Origin of the sequence: Microcystis sp. BLCC-F210 (assembly GCF_042134685.1) — a bacterium.
Lineage (GTDB): Bacteria > Cyanobacteriota > Cyanobacteriia > Cyanobacteriales > Microcystaceae > Microcystis > Microcystis aeruginosa_D.
Genome location: NZ_CP169647.1, coordinates 2,363,885 through 2,383,030, shown reverse-complemented (window position 1 = coordinate 2,383,030; position 19,146 = coordinate 2,363,885). Strand labels below are relative to the sequence as shown.

General features: G+C 41.1%; 18 protein-coding genes and 1 pseudogene. 6 read left to right on the top strand and 13 right to left on the bottom strand.

From position 1 onward, the window contains the following. Nucleotides 1-35: 35 nt before the first annotated feature. The 6 genes from ACE3JL_RS11440 to glyS all read right to left on the bottom strand — a co-directional run bounded on the left by ACE3JL_RS11440 (nt 36) and on the right by glyS (nt 7,353). On the bottom strand, nt 36-1,127 hold the full coding sequence (locus ACE3JL_RS11440) for a glycosyl transferase (RefSeq protein WP_375329513.1): 1,092 nt from the start codon (nt 1,125-1,127) through the stop codon (nt 36-38). 74 nt (nt 1,128-1,201) lie between these two features. Continuing rightward, on the bottom strand, nt 1,202-1,891 hold the full coding sequence (locus ACE3JL_RS11435; protein ID WP_375329512.1) for a retron system putative HNH endonuclease: 690 nt from the start codon (nt 1,889-1,891) through the stop codon (nt 1,202-1,204). Then, nucleotides 1,888-3,255: an AAA family ATPase gene (locus ACE3JL_RS11430; protein ID WP_375329511.1), complete on the bottom strand. Its 1,368-nt coding sequence runs from the start codon at nt 3,253-3,255 to the stop codon at nt 1,888-1,890. The genes ACE3JL_RS11435 and ACE3JL_RS11430 overlap by 4 nt, the downstream gene beginning before the upstream one ends. 127 nt (nt 3,256-3,382) lie before the next feature. After that, complete coding sequence (gene bchI, locus ACE3JL_RS11425) at nt 3,383-4,456, bottom strand: magnesium chelatase ATPase subunit I (RefSeq protein ID WP_046662240.1); 1,074 nt, start codon at nt 4,454-4,456, stop codon at nt 3,383-3,385. An 83-nt stretch (nt 4,457-4,539) separates the two neighbouring features. After that, nucleotides 4,540-4,929, bottom strand: coding sequence for a hypothetical protein (locus ACE3JL_RS11420; protein ID WP_271989714.1), 390 nt, complete (start codon nt 4,927-4,929; stop codon nt 4,540-4,542). A 291-nt stretch (nt 4,930-5,220) separates the two neighbouring features. Then, entirely contained in the window at nt 5,221-7,353 is a 2,133-nt protein-coding gene (gene glyS / locus ACE3JL_RS11415) for a glycine--tRNA ligase subunit beta (protein ID WP_375329510.1), read from the bottom strand. Between the two features lie 132 nt (nt 7,354-7,485). On the opposite strand from glyS, the gene ACE3JL_RS11410 reads away from it, so the two are divergent. Next, nucleotides 7,486-8,070, top strand: coding sequence for a tRNA-(ms[2]io[6]A)-hydroxylase (locus tag ACE3JL_RS11410; protein WP_151697105.1), 585 nt, complete (start codon nt 7,486-7,488; stop codon nt 8,068-8,070). 72 nt (nt 8,071-8,142) lie between these two features. Here the strand turns inward: ACE3JL_RS11410 and ACE3JL_RS11405 are convergent. The 3 genes and pseudogenes from ACE3JL_RS11405 to ACE3JL_RS11395 all read right to left on the bottom strand — a co-directional run bounded on the left by ACE3JL_RS11405 (nt 8,143) and on the right by ACE3JL_RS11395 (nt 10,320). Next, nucleotides 8,143-8,359 (bottom strand): annotated as a pseudogene (locus ACE3JL_RS11405) (hypothetical protein). A 53-nt stretch (nt 8,360-8,412) separates the two neighbouring features. Next, the gene (locus tag ACE3JL_RS11400) at nt 8,413-9,603 is read right to left on the bottom strand and encodes a GNAT family N-acetyltransferase (protein WP_271989718.1); all 1,191 of its coding nucleotides are present in this window, start codon (nt 9,601-9,603) and stop codon (nt 8,413-8,415) included. Between the two features lie 36 nt (nt 9,604-9,639). Further along, nucleotides 9,640-10,320: a RibD family protein gene (locus ACE3JL_RS11395; RefSeq protein ID WP_271989720.1), complete on the bottom strand. Its 681-nt coding sequence runs from the start codon at nt 10,318-10,320 to the stop codon at nt 9,640-9,642. 91 nt (nt 10,321-10,411) lie between these two features. On the opposite strand from ACE3JL_RS11395, the gene ACE3JL_RS11390 reads away from it, so the two are divergent. Beyond that, nucleotides 10,412-12,343 (top strand): sensor histidine kinase, encoded by a 1,932-nt coding sequence (locus ACE3JL_RS11390; protein ID WP_375329509.1) that lies wholly within the window; start codon nt 10,412-10,414, stop codon nt 12,341-12,343. A 41-nt stretch (nt 12,344-12,384) separates the two neighbouring features. On the opposite strand, the gene pheA is transcribed toward ACE3JL_RS11390, so the two are convergent. Both pheA and ACE3JL_RS11380 read right to left on the bottom strand, forming a co-directional pair. Continuing rightward, nucleotides 12,385-13,239 (bottom strand): prephenate dehydratase, encoded by an 855-nt coding sequence (gene pheA / locus ACE3JL_RS11385; RefSeq protein ID WP_271989723.1) that lies wholly within the window; start codon nt 13,237-13,239, stop codon nt 12,385-12,387. 55 nt (nt 13,240-13,294) lie between these two features. Further along, nucleotides 13,295-13,702 carry a hypothetical protein gene (locus tag ACE3JL_RS11380; RefSeq protein WP_375329508.1) on the bottom strand — a complete coding sequence of 136 codons (408 nt, stop codon included), beginning with the start codon at nt 13,700-13,702 and terminating at the stop codon, nt 13,295-13,297. An 18-nt stretch (nt 13,703-13,720) separates the two neighbouring features. Between ACE3JL_RS11380 and ACE3JL_RS11375 the strand changes: the two genes are divergently transcribed. Next, complete coding sequence (locus ACE3JL_RS11375) at nt 13,721-14,209, top strand: universal stress protein (RefSeq protein ID WP_271989725.1); 489 nt, start codon at nt 13,721-13,723, stop codon at nt 14,207-14,209. 9 nt (nt 14,210-14,218) lie between these two features. Here the strand turns inward: ACE3JL_RS11375 and lepB are convergent, their stop codons facing one another. Beyond that, on the bottom strand, nt 14,219-14,794 hold the full coding sequence (lepB, locus tag ACE3JL_RS11370; protein ID WP_271989727.1) for a signal peptidase I: 576 nt from the start codon (nt 14,792-14,794) through the stop codon (nt 14,219-14,221). Next, complete coding sequence (gene mazG / locus ACE3JL_RS11365) at nt 14,794-15,627, bottom strand: nucleoside triphosphate pyrophosphohydrolase (protein WP_271989738.1); 834 nt, start codon at nt 15,625-15,627, stop codon at nt 14,794-14,796. The genes lepB and mazG overlap by 1 nt, the downstream gene beginning before the upstream one ends. 631 nt (nt 15,628-16,258) lie before the next feature. Between mazG and ACE3JL_RS11360 the strand changes: the two genes are divergently transcribed. From ACE3JL_RS11360 to ACE3JL_RS11350, 3 genes are read left to right on the top strand one after another with little or no spacing between them, the layout of a single operon-like run. Further along, complete coding sequence (locus ACE3JL_RS11360) at nt 16,259-17,431, top strand: glycosyltransferase family 2 protein (protein ID WP_375329507.1); 1,173 nt, start codon at nt 16,259-16,261, stop codon at nt 17,429-17,431. 59 nt (nt 17,432-17,490) lie between these two features. Next, entirely contained in the window at nt 17,491-18,108 is a 618-nt protein-coding gene (locus ACE3JL_RS11355) for a bifunctional 2-polyprenyl-6-hydroxyphenol methylase/3-demethylubiquinol 3-O-methyltransferase UbiG (RefSeq protein WP_147073714.1), read from the top strand. Between the two features lie 19 nt (nt 18,109-18,127). After that, nucleotides 18,128-19,144: a glycosyltransferase gene (locus tag ACE3JL_RS11350; RefSeq protein WP_375329506.1), complete on the top strand. Its 1,017-nt coding sequence runs from the start codon at nt 18,128-18,130 to the stop codon at nt 19,142-19,144. Nucleotides 19,145-19,146 lie beyond the last annotated feature (2 nt).

The window sequence follows — 19,146 nt, the reverse complement described above, 5'->3', positions numbered from 1 at the left end:
ATTGCTTGTTGAGATCAGGCGGTCGGCAGGCTTCGTTAATGTCTCTCAAAGTATTCTACAATAGCTCTCGCTATCGATTCTGCACCATCTTTAGGCAGTTTAACCTTTAATTTGGGCGGTTGGGGGGCTTGGCGTAAAAAGTCCCAATTACCCTGAAAAAATTCTTCACCGCTAATAATTTGATGATAACTATAATCTTGGATTCCAGCCAATAAAATCGCTGATTCGGCGAAACCTTCTCGCATCAGAGAAACAATCGGAACCTCTAATTTTAAAGCCTCGGCAAAGGTACTATATCCCGGTTTGGAAATAATTCGATCGCACAGGGGCATAAAATCCACAGGACGATAGCTCCGATCTGGTTTATCCTGTAAGCGGACTAAATTGGGCAATTCGGGCGCGTTTTTTTCAAAAGTGATAAATTGCCAATCGGGAAAACTGGCAAGGTTATTATAGGGAATTGCTTCTAATCCTAACCCCCCAAAACTCAATAAAATAGTTTTTTCTTTAGGGGCATTTAGCTTAAATTCCTGTCGTAATTGTTCTTCACTGTAGCGGGGTGTACCCCCGGTTAAACCTGCCTCGGTAACATGGGGAAATGCTGTCATCGCTTCTGCTAAAGGCAGTTTAAATAAGCGATCGCATTGATTATAACAACGACTAATCCAATCACTAATACTGGCAAATTCTTCACCCCAATCACGATAGATAAAATCCCAGCCAAAGTTACCAATCATCCAACAAGGAAGCCCCGCATTTTTGGCAATTAGTGCCGCTAAAGGCGGTAAATCGGCTACAACTAAACCCACACGATTAGTTTTAATGAAATTAACTTCACTGGCAATAATTGCCCTTGATTGAGCAATTATTTGTTCTAATTTTTCTTTAGTAGCTAATTTATCCATCGTTAAACTATCCGATTGGATTACCCCCACATCAAACCCCCGATGTCTTTGAATATATTCTCCGGATATATAGGAATCTAATAACCAGCGCGGAGCAGTGGTGACTAATATCGGCAAAATTTCGGGATTAAGTTCAATAATATTAGCTACCACCGAAGCACTGCGGACAGCATGGCCAAAACCATGATTAGTAACGGCAAAATAAACAACAGGACGAGACATAAATAGCAAGTAAGGTGAGAATAATAAGCGATAAATTTTGTTTTTCAGACCGTAGATAAGAATTACCCTTAATTTTACGGAGGCAAATGAGGCAGTATATAAATACTAGCAAAAGCATAATATTCCGCTCCCGGTTGACAAGCTTCTTGCAGTACAGATAAAACCTCCGAGTCTCCTTGTTTTGCGTAACGTAATAATGCTAACAACTTTTTAATATATTGACTACGATAGTTAATTAATTCTTTTCGTCCACGCATACCATTGAGATCGAACAAATCTTCAACAATTTGACCACGTCGATCCCGACCATAAACACTGGCCAATTTTGCCATTTCATCCCAAACAAATTCAAGATGTGTATTCGGATCGGTTACTCCATCCGTGGGGTCTATTAACAGAGGATTTCCTGTGATATCATCGAGAGGAAAATTTGTGCCTTTGTGATTGGCATCATTACATTTATCACAAGAAAGCAGTAAATTCTCCCAAGTAAAAGTCAGATTAGGATACTGGCTTTTTGGATAAAAATGTTCGATCGCTCCGTAAGCTCCCACTGTAATCTTACTTTCACAGTAAGCGCATTTCCCATTAAACATTTTAACTAATGCTTCTTTAACTTGCGGATGACTGTATTTATTTTGTGCTTTGTTAATTTGAGCTTTAGTTGCCTTGTTGTTTGATTTTATTGATTCTAAAGCCTCTAGCCAACGAGCGGCATTTTTAGCTAATACGGGTGGCTTTGATATTCTCGTGACAGCAATCAAGATAAACGCTCCTCTAGTAAGGCATCAATTCGGGATTCTAAACTATTAGGTTGACTAATTTCGCTAAAGGGTTTAACGTCTCGAACAAATAATGACAGTTGTTCATATTCTTGCTTTTCTTCTGCTGCCAGATTTTTATTTTTACGATTTAGTTGGTGGTAACGCTTAATTTTATTTTCTGTATCAGTGGGATAGGTTGATTTCAAACCAAAAGCAGCACTTGTTAAAGTACGATCAACATTAGCCGCTAATTCTAAATAAGGAATTTCTACAATCTCTAATTCACCCTCTACCAGATCGATTCGTAGGGTTAAAGACTTTTCCCCCGCACCGGCAGCGATTAAAGGACTATGAGTAGCGACAAAGAATTGAAGCTTGGGAAAAACTTCCTGTAACCATCCAGCAATTTCCCTTTGCCAAGAAGGATGTAAATGAATATCTAACTCATCGATTAAGACGACTCCAGAAGCCTCTGTGGGGTTATCTAGATTGGGGAAGGATTGTAATAATCGCCAAATTAAATCCCCAGCTAAAGCAATCATACTCCGAAAACCATCGGATAAACTAATGGTTGGAACTTTTTGACCGTTAACTAGAAACTGAATCAAGCCATCGGCAGTTACTTCAGCAATTTTTACATTACCGGGTAACAGTTTAGTAATTGCTTCTTCGCCGATTTTTTTCATTTGTTTGGCTTTACTATCTTCAGGATTTTTGGCTATTCGATAATCTAAATGCACCATCCATCTCTCAAAAGAACTTAAAGATGTATCCTCATTAAATTGGCTGAAAAAGTTGCTAGAGCGTTGCTGGGGTTCAAGACTAGGAATAATCACTTGACTCACTCGTGTCAAACGACGGAAAGCTCCATAACCGACGGCAAACCAACCATGACTATCGGAGGCAAAAGCATTGGCTCGCAACCAACTCAAAATTTTGCTATTTTCTTCGATTAATGCCGGTTCCGTATAGGTTTGTTTGTCCTTACTGCCTCCTAACTCTAACCTTTCCTTGCCTGTAACAAAATAGGAATAAGCAAAAGTTTTTCGAGTTTTATCCCAACCATATTTTCCCGCATCCCCATCTTCTTGATGAAGCACTGCGGTTAATTTACCCGGTGTCTTGGGATTACATATCCAACCAGTCGGACGTGGTAATAATTCTTTGGCTGCTTCTGGTCCGGCGAGCAGCAAAGCTAAAGCCTGTAAAATCGTGCTTTTTCCTACTCCATTTTCTCCCAATAAAGTGATCCAACGACAAGGTTTAGGATCCTGACGACGTTTATTATCGGGATTACGAATAAATTTAATCTCTTGATTCTGGAAGCATTTAATGTTTTCGAGTTTTATACTTTCAACCCACATGGACATTCCCCCAGAGAATAACAGCGATCGATAAAATTCTAGCTTATTTGGCCACACCTAGCCCTTTTTGGCCTTCATCTCTAAATCCAGTCAAAAACCCTCTCTTCGGAGAGAGGGTTTTTTAGATTTAGGGATTTTCCTCTAATCCAAAGACGCGATTAAAAGCTTTCAAGACTTTATAACCAGAATCGATCGATTCTAAGGGATCTTTCCGCAAACGGTGACGTAAACAGAGAACAATTACTCGACGGATATCATCTACCGTCACAGTTGTCCGTCCTTCCAAAGCGGCCAGAGCTTTAGCGGCGCGATTGGTAACGATATCGCCGCGCAATCCATCCACGTCCAACTCGGAACAAACCTCGGAAATTTTCACCCGCAGATCATAATCAAGCTCCACGGAAGGCAAAAGATTTTGGGCTTCCACTAGCTTTCTTTGCAGTTCTTCCTGTTCTAAGTTATATTTCTCTAAAAACGAGAGGGGATTGCCATCAAATTCCGCACGCTGTTCCACGATTTTGACCCGTAGAGGTGGTTCTTTGACGGTGTGAATCTCGGCGTGCATTCCGAAGCGATCGAGCAGTTGTGGGCGCAATTCTCCCTCTTCTGGGTTGCCTGATCCCACCAAAACAAACCGGGCCGGGTGACGGATGGAAATTCCTTCCCGTTCCACCGTATTCCAACCACTAGCGGCCGAATCCAATAGCACATCGACGAGGTGATCGTCAAGTAAATTGACTTCATCCACATAGAGAATGCCGCGGTTAGCTTTGGCCAGCAAACCGGGTTCAAAAGCTTTTACCCCTTCTGACAGGGCCTTTTCAATGTCAATCGTGCCACAGACCCGATCCTCCGTGGCACCGAGGGGCAAATCTACCATAGTGACTTTTTTCTTGGCAATGGTCAAGGGGATGGCCTCGTCCACCTTTTGCCGCACCTCATCGCTCATTAAATCGGGATCATTGGGGTCAGAATTAAAGGGATCGTTAGCAACTACGTCAATTTCCGGTAAAAGGTCAGCTAAAGCCCTAATCGTGGTCGATTTTCCCGTACCTCGATCCCCCATAATCATCACCCCGCCAATTTTGGGGTCGATGACGTTGAGCATTAGGGATAATTTCATTTCTTCCTGGCCGACAATAGCGGTGAAGGGAAAAACCACGCGGCGAGTTTTCGGAGGAGCTTGGGGAGTCACGGTCATAAGTGGATTCAAAAGTCAAGAGTTGTTGGGTAAAGAATTATATCTAGTGGGGATTCTAGCCGTCAGCTTTCAGCAAAGCCTTATCATTGTAAGTCTTTTTCCCTGCTTTTTAGTATCCAGCGCCAGAGGGGATGATGCGGCCCTTTGGCCCGAATTTTCTGCACCTGTTGTTCTAAGCGCAGTTTTTCTCTGGGGGAAAGTCCTAAAATAATATTGCGACTTTGCCAGACTAATACTGCTCCTGTAATGGCAACACAAAAGGCCAGACCGATAGAAGCCCAGTAATTGAAAGCTAAAGCATATCTTACGGCTGTCCAAGTAAAATATTGCCGTATTAAGGCTATATCATCGCGTAAAACCCATAAACTAGCCGAACCAATCCCTAACCAACAACCCAACACGAATAACCAACGACCCCATATCGTCAGTCGATGTAATCTTTGGACTTGTTGCTGTAGTTCAGAATTGGCCATTTCAGTTATCAGTTATTCAGTGGGGGTGTGGGGAATTATGAATTATGAATTATGAATTATGAATTATGAATTGTCAATTATGAATTGTCAATTATGAATTATGAATTATCAATTATCAATTATGAATTAGGAAGTGTTTTCAGTGAACAGTGAACAGTAATCAGTGGGGAATTATGAATTAGGAAGTGTTTTCAGTGAACAGTGAACAGTAATCAGTGGGGAATTATGAATTAGGAAGTGTTTTCAGTAAACAGTAATCGGTGAACTGATAACTGATAACTGATAACTGAATTATCCCTTGACAATTGCCCCAAAATCTGCTAGGACTCGGGCGTGATTTCGCAGTAAACCCAACAGATTTAAACGATTGCGACGGACAGATTCTTTTTCTGCCATGACTAACACACTATTTTCGCCATCAAAAAAGTCAGCCACCAGGGGAGAAATTGCTGTTAAAGCAGTGACGAGACGCTGATAATCTCTTTGCTCTCTTGCGCTGATAGTTTCGGGAATTAGGGCAATTAAAGCGTCATAAAATGCTGGTTCGGAGGATTGTTCAAATAACTCCGTATTGATGATTCCCTTGGCTTCTAGGGTAGTTGTATCTAAATCTCCTTTTTGTGCTAAACGGGTCGAGCGATTGACGGTTTCATAAATGTTGGCTAACTGACCATCCTGACGAATTTGGTATAAAAAGCGAGCGCGTTCACGGGTATCTAATAAATTTTCTAAAGCGCGGGACTTATACTCTGGATCGTTTTCCCCCAAAACCGCATTAACGAGATCATAATCTATCCTCAAATCATCAATTAAGAGAGTTTGCAGACGCTGTAAAAAGAAATCTTTAATCAGATTGACTGGGTTGGGTTTATCGGGATGACTGGTGACAAAATCCTTAGCTATCTGCTCAATTAATGCCAAAAGATTGATATTAAAATTGGCTGACCAGATAATACTAATTATTGCATTGGCAGCCCGACGGAGAGCGAAGGGATCTGAGGAACCAGTGGGCAGCATTCCCAGTCCAAAAATACCGACTAAAGTATCTAATCGATCGGCTATTCCCACCACTTGACCAGTGATTGTTTCTGGGAGTAAATCCCCAGCATTGCGAGGCAGATAATGTTCAAAAATGCCCCGGGCAACTATAGCCGATTCGCCACTAATTAAAGCATATTTTTCGGCCATTACTCCCTGTAATTCGGGAAATTCATAGACCATTTGGGTAACTAAATCCGCTTTACAAAGCATGGCAGTGGACTCTATATCACTACGACTTTGTTCATCGAGATTTAACTGTTCAACGATCATCTGGGCAATTTCCATAATCCGATCGACTTTATCGCGCATGGTTCCCAATTCTTCTTGGAAAGTGACGGTTTCTAGTTGGGGAAGAAAACTATCTAAGGGTTCATCACAATCGGCAGTATAGAAAAATCTGGCATCAGCTAACCGTGCGCGGATAACCCTTTCATTTCCTGCGGAGATAATCTCAGATTTCTGGGGATCGCCATTGGAAATAGTAATAAAATAGGGGGACAAACCCTGGGGAGTTTTCACCGGGAAATAACGCTGGTGTGTCACCATCACGGTAATAATTACTTCCGGGGGTAATTCCAGAAATTCATCGTCAAATTTGCCAACAATTGCCGTGGGATATTCGACTAAGTTAGTTACTTCTGCTAATAAATCGGCGGGAATTTCTGCCACTCCCTCCAGTTTTTTGGCTAGGGTGCTAATCTGATCAGTAATTATCTGTTGACGCACTTGCGGATCCGCTTCTACAAAAATTGATCGCAAACTGGTTAAATATGCTTGGGGATTACTAATGGCTAAAGATTGCGGGTGTAGAATGCGATGACCAAAAGTTAAGCGATCGCTGGTTAAAGTGGTAGAGCCATTAATTAATTCTAGGGGTAAAACTTCCCCATCCACTAAAGTTAATAACCAACGAATTGGCCGGGGAAATCTTAAATCTCCATCTCCCCAACGCATAAAACGTCTTCCTTCCAAACGGGTAATCCATTGGGGAATTAATTCCGTTAAAATCTCGGCTGTTGGACGACCTGGAATCGTTTTTTCAATATAGACAAATTCTCCTTTGTCCGTGGCACGAATTGAGAAAGAAGCAGTGCTAACTCCCTGTTTTCGAGCAAAACCCTCACCAGCGGGGGTAATTTGACCATTTTTGTAGGCTGCACTAACTGGAGGTCCTTTGATCTCCTCGCTGCGAGCTTCTTGCTCCCTCGGTAATCCTGTGATTAACACGGCCAAACGGCGCGGGGTTCCGTAAACTTGAATAGCAGTAGCGTCCAGAGATTCCGTCTCTAAACTCTTGCTAACTCTTTCCTGCAATTGTGCGATCGCGCTATCGACAAAATCTGCGGGTAGTTCTTCTGTACCGACTTCCAGTAAAAAATCCATCTGATTGATTGGCCGTGTTTATGCTTCACCAATCATCTAGGCTATCACAGAAGCCGTATCCTTAGTTTTTGACTGGTGTTGTTCGACTTTTTAGGTTAGGGTGAAAGATGCAGCACATTGGAATCAGCGACGATGGGAAAGATTAATTTATTAGTCAGTGCCACCTCTGAGGATTGGATAGAACAGGCAATTAATAATTTAGGGATTATTCTGCTCGATCATTCCCATTGTGAGCGAAAAGCGGCAGGAGTAGCCTTAAATCTCATGTTTCGTTATCCTTCCTACGCTTCCCTCGTGCGGAAATTAACAGCGATCGCACAAGAGGAATTAGAACATTTTGAACAGGTCAATCAATGGTTAGATAAATGGGGAATTCCCCTCGCTCCCTTAAATTCTCCCCCTTATGGTGCTAAATTAAAGGCCCAGATTCGTCACCAAGAACCCGATCGCCTTTTGGATTCTCTGTTAATATCAGCTTTAATCGAGGCGCGTTCCCACGAAAGATTAGGTTTATTGGGAGAATATTGTCCCGATCCTCAATTAGCTCAATTTTATCGCGGTTTAATGGCTTCCGAAGCGCGTCATTATGGTATTTATTGGCTCTTAGCAGCGGATTATTTTGAACGGACAGTGATCGAGCAACGCTTAGAAACCCTAGCGGCGATCGAAAGTGAGATTTTAGCCAATCTGCACCCGGAACCTCGTATTCATAGTTGATTGTACTAATAGGAACAATGGCTGCAGCTCACATTTGCAGAAATACGGACAATTAGCAATTATCAGTGACTCTTAAATTATTACAAATATATCAGCAGCTGCCTGTAAGCATCCCACCGAAAAACTAATGCGCGAGGGGTTTGGGGACGGCACTTCGACACGCTCAGTGACCGCGCTTGCGTCCCCAACGGGGGGTTTGGGGGGTAGAACCCCCCAAAAGCTTGGATTGAGTGATTAAATCGGAAGTAATGACCAATTTTAGAAGATAGTTTCCCTTTAAAAATCCCAACTTCAGTAGATTTACAAAAATGAGATGCACCCAGGAACAATTAACTATCTAAATTACTCGTTCAACTCAATTTCTCTCTTAGAAAAGGGTAAATCTTGATTGATTGCCTCGATTTCTTCCTGTTCCATTTGATTAATTTCCTGGATATAATTGCGGAGAATTTGAGTCATTTTGCCATGATAAAAACGGTGTAAACTGTGATTAGCAGTGGCGGGAAACCCCCGTCTTTTTTTGTGTTGTCCTCCCGCACCGGGGTCAAACATGGTAATATTTTGACTAATTGCCCAATCGATCGGTTGATAGTAACAAGCTTCAAAATGTAAACAGTCATACTCTTGAAAACTGCCCCAGTAACGACCATAAAGATTAGTATCTTTGCGAATACAAAAAGATAAACCCACCGGTTTAGTATCCTTTTCATTCTGGTAGGCAGTAATCAAAACCACTCGCTGACGATAATTTGGATATAATTGTTCAAAAAATTTCTGTGTCAGATATTTACTTCCCCAGTAAAATTTATCACAGGTACTGCTATAAAACCGATAAATTAACGGGAACAAATGATGGGGAATTTCTTCGGCAGCCAGAGTTTTAATAATTAACCCCGCATTAGTAACCGCTTTCCGTTCCCGTTTAATATTGCGCCGTTGATTAGCATTAAAAGCTGTCAGATAATCTTCAAAACTTTGAAAACCTTTGTTATTCCAAATATAACTATGATGTAACCAGGGAGTAAAGCCAAAATTTTCCATTAAAATTCGCCATTGGGGATCCACAAAAAGAAAATGACAACCCGACAGATTATTTTGATCACAAAAATGATCAATCGCCGCTATCATTAAAGCAGTAATCTCCAGTTCATTTTCCCCCGGAGCAATTAAAAAACGATAACCTACCGCTGGAGTAAAAGGGGTCATTCCTAACAGTTTCGGATAGTACCTAATCCCCAAACGATGGGAAAGATCTGCCCATTGGTGGTCAAAGACAAATTCACCGTAACTATGACTTTTAATATACAAAGGAGCGGCAGCAATTAACTCAGTACCGCGCCAAACTGTTAGATGAGCAGGTTGCCACCCGGTGCGTCCTGTGGCACTGCCAGAAGTTTCGATATTATGTAACCATTGCCACTCTAGAAAGGGAGTAGTTAGGGGTTGAGCGAGAGCATCCCATTTTTGTTGGGGAATCTCACTCATTTTATCAATCCAAGCGACAGAATATTGAGGTTTAAGCTGTTCTACCATGGGACAAGATAAGTCAACCTTTTTATTTAAGGTAATCTAGTTTTGAGATTTGTGGGAATCTCGTTCAAGGGAATAATGTAAGAAAATTTCTGCTTCCACGGTTTCCACGCTCAAAAGTCGTAATTTTCTGGCAGAATCTGCCAGAAATCCAGTTCCTCCCAGGGGAGTTGCCGCTTTATTGCCTCCCAACAGCAAAGGACAAATAGTTAGATAGATTTCATCGATTAAATCTTCAGCTAAAAGAGAGGCAATTAATTCACCTCCTCCCAGAATCGCCAGTTTTTTGATACCTAGGGCGGTAAATTGACTAAAAATAGCCTTCCAATCACTGCAGACTAAGACAAGCTCAAATAAACCCCGATTTTCCCAGTTCCCCACTTTTTCGGCTGCCGTGATTAACCAGCGTGGGAAAGGCTGCTGAAAAAATTTCATCCGGGGATCAAGCTGGCCTGAATGAGAACAAACGATCTGTATCGGCTGCGGAGATAATCCCCGTTGTTGACGGTATGCGAGAAAATCGGGATGACGGATAGGAAGACTGGTGTGATAAGCACGCAGGGTGTTAGCACCGAATAAAGCGGCATCCATGCACGATAAATGTTGTTCTAGACGCATTTTATCAGTAGCAGAGGCAAATCTGGCCGCTGACTGGTAAGCGTCGGCAATTTTACCATCGGCACTCATGGCTAAAATAACGCTGGTGTGAGGACAATTCATGGCAAATGCTCGGGGATATCACCCGGTCTGATTGGTGAATAGGCTAGTATAGTCTGGAGTTTGATAGCAAGAATCAAACCGATTTCTGCCCATGTCTATCGGTCAATCCTCCTTTCGTCGTATTCTGCTCTCTCGCTTACTCCTAGTCAGTGTACCTGTACTACTAATGGGAGTTTATGTCACCTATCGTAAGGCGCGATCGGCTTTTTTGGAAACGGCCCGTCAAAATCTCACCGAAAGTGCCATCAGAAAAGCAGACAATATTGAGCAATCAATTCAATTTTTGCAGGCCAATCTAATCACTGCGGGGGAAAGTCTGGTTTTAAAACAGGGAACCTTAGCCGAAAAACAAGCTTTTTTACAACAATTCACGGCGCAGCTTCCTAATCAGATTAACTGTCTGGAATTAATTGATATTAAAACCAAGAAACCTTTATTAAATCGAGCCTGTGAACCAGAAATTATCAAAGTTTTACCTCTGGAAAGATGGACAAAAAAACAGACTAGCTTTGCTGGAAACATCGAAAATATTTTAGTGAGAGGTTTACCTCGACAACTTTTAACCAAATCTCCCAATAATAATCGTCAATTAGAATTAGTTTTTGCTGTTCCCATCTACGATAATCAAGGACAATTACAATCTAGTCTGATTCTGCAAACTTCTCTACTTTACCGTGAGAAGGTTTTACCCGGTTCTTTGTCAGGTTATCCCGTGGTTATTTCTGAAAATGGCATTATTCTCGCTCATCCCTATTTTGATCGCATTGGTAGCCATATCAGTCAAGAAGCTGATGCTGAACGCTTAAATATTATTATCAGTAATGCTATCCGAGGAAAACAAAATTTCTTGCATTTATTTTCTTTCGAGAAAGATGGCAAAGAATTAGTCGCTGGTTATAGTTCCCTCCCCAGTCCAGTTACGGGAGAATCATCCCAAAAATGGATAGTTTTAGCCATTAGTCCCCTCTCCCAAGCTCTGGCTCCTCTACAGCAAATTTGGGAAGCAATTTTTTATCTAATTTCTGGTTTATTATTAGCTTATTTAGTAGCTATTGTACTGATTGCTAGGGATTTAGCTATACCTTTAGAAAAACTGCGAGATTATGCCTTAAATATTCAGAAAATTCCTTCGCAAAATATTACACCACAAAATTTTAATATTAGAGAAATTAATCAGTTAGCCTCGTCCCTAGAGGAAATGCTCGAAAGGTTACGTCTTTGGGGAGAGGAAATAGTTAATAGTTGGCAAGAAGCAGAAAATGCTAATCAATTAAAAAACCAATTCCTAGCCAATACTTCCCACGAATTACGCACCCCTCTCAATGGTATTATTGGCTCAATTCGCTGTGTTATGGATGGATTTTGTAATAGTGAGCAGGAGGAAAAAGAATATCTGCAACAAGCGGATAATGCAGCCGTACATCTTTTAGGAATTATTGATGATATTCTCAGTATTGCTAAAATAGAAGCGGGCAAACTTTCCGTTAGTCCTGAACCAGTATATTTACACAAAATTATTAATGAAGTTGTTAGTTTACAAACAGCATCGCTGCAACTTAAGCACTTGAAATTAAATTTGCTTTTCTGTCCAGAAATTCCTATAGTTTATGCTGATATTTTTAAGCTAAAACAGGTGATTTTAAATGTTATTTCTAACTCAATTAAATTTACCGAGACGGGAACTATTTCTTTGATAACTCACTTAGAACATTCACAGGCCATTATTACTATAATCGATACAGGAATCGGTATAGACCCCCAGCAGCAATCAAAATTATTTCGCCCTTTTGTGATGATTGATGGTTCCACAACTAGGAGATTTAGTGGTACGGGTTTAGGATTAGCTATTTCTAAGAATTTGATGAAAATGATGGGGGGAGATATTACTATCTCTAGTCAAGGTCAAGGTTTAGGAACAACTGTGGAAATTATTCTTCCTCTAGTGAGAGAAGAAAAGCTTGATTTTAATCCAGAGGAAAACTCATCTTTGTCGATTCTTTCCTCTCCCTCTCTTAAAAACTAAAATATCTCTATTTAACTCCTGTAATTTCTGGGAAACTTAGTTTATAATTCCTCTAAACTTTCTATAGGTAAGTTAACCACCTGATAAGCACCAAAAACCTCGATCGCATCGGTATAATTGGTTAATTCTTCTAAAGTTTCTGCGATTAAATGCTGTTGATCCAGATTAATTTCTAGATCGATAAAAAATATGTATTCCCCTAAAGATCGTTTAGTTGGTCGCGATTCAATCCGAGATAAATTAAGCTGACGTTTGGCAAAAACTTCTAAAGGTTTGACTAAAGCACCGGGTTGATCTAAAACCTGAAAAGCGAGGGACATTCTCTCCCCTTGGGGATGGGAAGTTAAAGCCATTACCCAAAAACGGGTACAATTATCGGGATAATCATTAATTGGTTGTGTTAATATTGGTACATGATAAAGTTTCGCTGCCCGGGGGGAAGCAATAGCGGCCGAATTGGCCTCTCGATCGAGAATTTGAATCGCTTCTGTGGTAGAATTGGTGGGAATAATTGGCACGTTAGGTAAATTATTTTCTAGCCATTTTTGACATTGGGCTAAAGCTTGGGGATGGGAATAAACGGTGGTAATTTCTGTTAGCGATTGTCTGGAAGATAAGAGTGCATGGGAAATCGGTAAAACTAATTCTTGTTGAATCTGTAACCCAGGTAATTGCCATAAAGCATCAAGAGTCATTACCACACTTCCCTCGGTGGAATTTTCCACCGGAACCACTGCTAAATCGGCCTGATTTTGGACAACCGATCGCAGGGCCAAGGCAATGCTAGGATAGGGTATTAATTGATGAGGCTGGGGTGCTAAACTGTTAGCAAATGTTAAAGCGGCTGTTTCTGAATAGGTTCCCACTGGCCCCAGATAAGCGATCTTTACAGTCATTGAAATTATCCCCGCAAGCAATTTTTTCTAGCTATTACAGCCTTTCTCATAAATATCAAGTATAACCTAATTCAACCACAGTTTTCAGTTGATAATTGGGTAAAAGAGCAATATAGTAGGGAACCTTTTTAGCTAACTCTAGGGTACAGGTAATTTTTTTAACTTTGCTTTTACCGCCCAAAAATCTACAATCATAACTAGCATTGTGAAAAACCTTTTCTATCCAGTCAACCAACAGGATTTTAGTGATAAAATAGTCAGTAAGCTCCGGTTGATCGAGAACATCCAAAATTGTCACCCGCTCTCCCGTTAAGTCCGTGGAATCAGCCAGAATTTGAATCAGAGACAAACGGGGAGTCTTGCTATCGTAATCGGCCACTTCCGTATCTAACCAAAGAATGGGAAAATGAGAAAAGTGATCGATCGCATTCCTAATAGCGTCGGATTCCGTTAAATAAGGCATGGTTGCAGAGGCTGAAAAATGTATCAAAAAATCTTGATAGCAGTAGATTTATCAGAGATGGGAGACAGTGTTTTTAAGGCAGCTGTATCCTTAGCCAGTAAGTACGAAGCTAACCTGTTACTGCTGCACGTCCTTTCCCCTGAAGAAGATTATAGCCCTTTACCGATTCCACCCAATTTAGCCGATATTTACCCCGCCCAGGGTAATGATCTGACTCTCGATTTTTGGCGGCAACAATGGGAAGAATTCGAGCAGAAAGGGGCGGCTATGTTGCAAAAAAGGGCTAATCAAGCCGGAGAAATGGGTGTAAAGGGAGAATACCGGCAAATTTACGGTCATGCAGCCAAAACTATCTGTAAAGTGGCGCGAGAGGAAAATATTGATTTAATTGTTATCGGTCGGCGTGGGCGATCGGGTCTAGGAGAGTTATTCTTAGGTAGTGTGAGTAATTATGTTCTCCATCATGCCCCCTGTTCCGTCTTAATTGTTCAACATCCTCAGGACTAAAAATTCCTGTTAGCGATTCCCCCCTAAAATACCCAAACGATTAAAGGGAAAAAAGCGAAAAACCGCCCTACCAATCACGTTGTTTTCCGGTAAAAACCCCCAGATATGGGAGTCATTGCTATTATTGCGATTATCTCCCATGACAAATAAGTTATTTTCCGGCACGAGCAAAGGCATTAAATTATATTGAGGCGGTTCGAGAATATAATCCTCTGACAAGGGTTGATTATTCAGATAAAGTTTGCCCTCCTTGACAGCAATCACATCCCCTGCGGTGGCAATCACTCTTTTAATAAAAGCTTGGTTCTTTTGATATCCCTGTAATTGTAATTGTGCCGGCGGTTCAAAGACGACGATATCCCCCCGTCGAGGAGGATGGAAATCGTAGGAAAGTTTTTCCACCACTAAGCGATCGCCTTGTTCTAAAGTGGGTAACATAGAATCCGAGGGGATAAAACGAGGTTCAGCCACAAAAGTGCGGATCAGCAGGGCTAAAACCAAAGCTATAGTGATAATTTGCAGATTTTCTCGAATAGAAGCCCAAAAAGTCTTGGATTTGTCCTTATTAATTTCTTGCTCTTGCATTATTGCCCAGATGATGGTTGATCTAACTTAGCTTTCGCTTGCTGCCAGAAAACTGTTAATTCCTCTAGTGTATAGTCATGAAGAGGCTTTTCTGCCACAGATTCCACTAGGGAAAAACGTTCAATAAAACGCAGATTAGTCTCCTGTAAAGCGATACTGGGGTCTAAATCATACCAGCGAGCAAGATTAACAATAGTAAAGAGTAAATCGCCTAATTCGGCCTGTTGATGCTCTTTATCGCCCGATCCTAGGGATTCTTGCCATTCTGCCAACTCTTCGCCAAATTTTTCCCAGACTCCCGCTATATTTTCCCAATCAAAACCGACTCGCGCTGCTTGCCGAGAAATTTTCATCGCCCCGATCAAGGGTGGTAAAGTTTGGGCATAACGGGTTAACTTGCCGCTAATAGTCGGGTCATTTTTTTCCTCAGCTTTGATTTTCTCCCAATTTTGACGCACCTGTTCGGGATTTTCTAGGGATAGCTCCCCAAAAACGTGGGGATGACGACGAATTAATTTATCGGTGATGCCTCTAGCCACTTCTTCTAGGCTAAAATTACCCTCATCGCTGGCAATTTGGGCTTGTAAAACCACCTGTAGTAGTAAATCGCCTAATTCCTCAGCAATGGCAGTTTTATCACCACTTTTAATCGCTGCTACCACCTCATAAGCTTCTTCGATAACGTAGGGAATCAGGGTTTCTGGGGTTTGGGCTAAATCCCAAGGACAGCCGCTTTCTGGGTCTCGTAAACGGGCAACAACGGTGATTAAATGGTTTAATGCCTCTAAGATGACCTCGTAGCTGGGATTTTTGGTTTCTGGAAGGCTAGACATCGATTTTTTCTGGTTTTCTCCCCCATTATATACTAATCCTTTTATTGTGAATCTCTCCTGCTGTTTTAACATCTCTTTTAGGCAGAGAAACCAGATTTTTTCAATATTCAGATTTTCCAGCTTTAAAAATCTTTTTAGTTTTTTTCTCCGACTCTCAAACAGGATCGGTATTGGTAAGTAGTCGTGCAAAATTAATTTCCTAGTAAAGATAGACAAGAGGCAAAAGGCAAGAGGGGGTTAGATATGTGTAATTAATTTTGCTTAGGTACTTAATGCTTCTGCTAATATCTTTAACTTGGCTTGCTTTAGTATTTGCAAGGTTCCAACTATCATTAACAACAGTAGATATCTGGCTCGTCCCAGTTCATTCTCTAAGACTTTCTGGTATAGTTCACTTATCATTTTCGTTATCTAGGTCATATCTAGTAAATATGACTTATCTTTTTTTGGAGTCTGTGTCTGTATTCTATGCTAAATAAGCTTTTCAGCTTGCTTGTCCCCCTGTCAGGTTATTGGGGACAAAGACAAGCCAATCAATTAAGGCAGCACTATTGAGCAATCAAAAATCTGTTGTCACAAATGTCAATAATCCTGTTATACTTTTGGGCAAAACGAATCCACCGCGATTATTATGCTGGAAAATCAGGTCAGGGCAGATGCTGCCTCTAAGGAGCAGATACCTACTCTAGAATTATCGATCATCATGCCCTGTCTCAACGAGGCGGAAACCCTGGCCATCTGTATCGGCAAAGCGCGAGATTATCTGGAACGACACAAAATTGCGGGAGAGGTGCTAATCGCCGATAATGGCAGTAGCGATGGTTCCCAAGAAATTGCCACTAATTCAGGGGCGCGGGTGGTTCCCATCCCAGAAAGGGGTTATGGTAGCGCCCTGCGGGGGGGTATCGCCGCCGCCAAAGGTCAATACATTATTATGGGGGATGCCGATGATAGCTATGACTTTACCAATCTCTCGCCTTTCCTAGAAAAATTGCGACAGGGTTATGATTTGGTGATGGGCAATCGTTTTCAGGGGGGAATTAAACCCGGGGCGATGCCAGTATTGCATAAGCATCTGGGCAATCCTGTCTTGACTTGGTTAGGACGGTTATTTTTTGGTAGTCCCTCTGGTGATTTTCACTGTGGATTGCGCGGGTTTAGTAAACAGGCGATCGAACAATTGAACCTACGCACCACTGGCATGGAATTCGCCAGCGAGATGGTGGTGAAAGCATCCCTCTACGGTCTGAAAATTACCGAAGTACCAACCACTTTATCCCCTGACGGTCGTAGTCGTCCTCCCCACCTAAAAACTTGGCGCGATGGCTGGCGACATCTCCGCTTCCTCTTAATGTATAGTCCTCGCTGGTTGTTTCTCTACCCCGGACTGGCTTTAATGTTTCTGGGGTTTGTGGCGACGATTTGGTTTATGACCCAACCCAGAGTTCACACCCTTCTCTATTCAGCCACAGCTTTGATTATTGGCTTTCAAATTGTCAGTTTTGCCGTCTTCACAAAAGCTTTTGCTATCAGCGAGGGTTTATTACCGGAAGACCGCAAGTTAAGACGATTTTTGCGTTATATTAATCTGGAGGTGGGTTTGATCATTGGCGTAATTTTATTGGTACTAGGTATGGGCGGTTCACTGTATGCTTTATATACTTGGAATGCTCGACTTTATGGAGCCTTAGATCCAGCCGTGACCATGCGGATTGTCATTCCTTCCGTAACCGCTCTAGGGTTGGGAGTACAGGTGGTTTTTTCCAGTTTCTTTTTAAGTGTTTTGGGACTCAAGAGAAAATAATTAACCTACCCAAAATTATGCCTAGTTGTGGCTCACTTGTCTACCCGATCAGAAAACTTATGAATAGGAAAATTAACCCTTTCAATCAGGATACCAAAAATCAGTCCTACTCGGAACGATTGCTGAATAAACAGACGGCAAAATGGAAAGAAATATTGGATGTTCAAGCTCCTTACCGTTGGAATCTTCAGAGGCTAAATTTAGGTTTTACTCTCGATATTGGTTGTGGAATAGGCCGTAATCTGATGAATCTGAAAGGAAATGGAATTGGTATTGACCACAATTTTCACTCAGTTGAAGTCTGCCGAGCTAGGGGCTTCATGGCTTTTACACCAGAGGAGTTTCAACGGTCATCATTTGATGAACCCGAAAAGTTTGACTCTATCTTATTAGCTCACGTTGCGGAACACATGAGTTATTTAGAGGTAATTAATTTACTTAATGACTATGTTTATCTGTTAAAAAATCACGGCAAATTAGTTATAATAACTCCTCAAGAAGCTGGTTTCAAGAGTGATGCAACCCATGTAGAATTTATGAATTTTGCTAAATTGAAAGCAATTGCTAGAGAACTTGATTCCAAAATTATTAAACAATACTCTTTCCCTTTTCCACGGATAGTGGGCAAATTATTTAAGTATAATGAATTTGTCTCTTTAAGTCAAAAAGAGAAATAAAATTACCAGAGCAAAGAATATGAGTAAACCTTGGCTGTCAGTTTTAATTCCCACTTACAATGGGGAAAAATATTTAGTAAAAGCCCTAAACTCTATTGCTATTCAAGATGATTTTGATATAGAGTGTCTGGCTATTGATGATGGTTCAACAGATGAAACCTTGGCAATACTCCAGTATTTTCAAACCAAAATTCCCCTAAAAATTGTTCAAAGGGAACCGCAAAAAAACTGGGTAGCTAATACTAATTATCTACTCGATATGGCCCGAGCCGATTATGTCTGTTTTTTACATCAAGATGATATGTGGATAACCCGGAGATTGATGATTTTAAAAAAGCTAACCATTCAATTTCCCCAGGCCAATTTAATTCTTAATCCTTCTATATTTGTCAATATACAAGGGCAAAAATTAGGACTATGGCGATGTCCTCTACCTTCTTATCCAATAATGATTAGTTCGGAGCAGATGATTAGTAAATTGTTAGTGCAGAATTTTATCTCTATTCCCGCACCAATCTTTAAGAGAGAGATGGCTTTAAAAGTAGGTGGTTTGGATGAAAAACTATGGTACACGGCTGATTGGGATTTTTGGCTAAAATTAGCTCAAGATGGACAGATAATATACTATCCCAAGCCCTTATCGGTCTTTCGCATTCATTCTCATTCCCAAACCGTTACTCGTAGCTCTTATATCCAAGATTTTCGACAACAGTTAGAATCTGTTATAGATGAGCATCTAGAAGCATGGAATACTTCTAGTCAAACCAAGAGTAAAATTAGAAAAATTGCTAACTTCTCCATTGCTCATTGGCGTAATTTTATTTTTACTAGATATAGGCGGTTCAGTGTATGCTTTATACACTTGGAATGCTCGACTTTATGGAGCCTTATGTCCAGCCGTAGCCATGGGAATTGTCATTCCTTTCGTACCCGCTTTAGCCTTGGCAGTACGGGTGATTTTTTCCAGTTTCTTTTTAAGTGTTTTGGGACTAAAACAAAGATGAAAACAGCCGAAGATAAACTTATAGGGGGTTAACT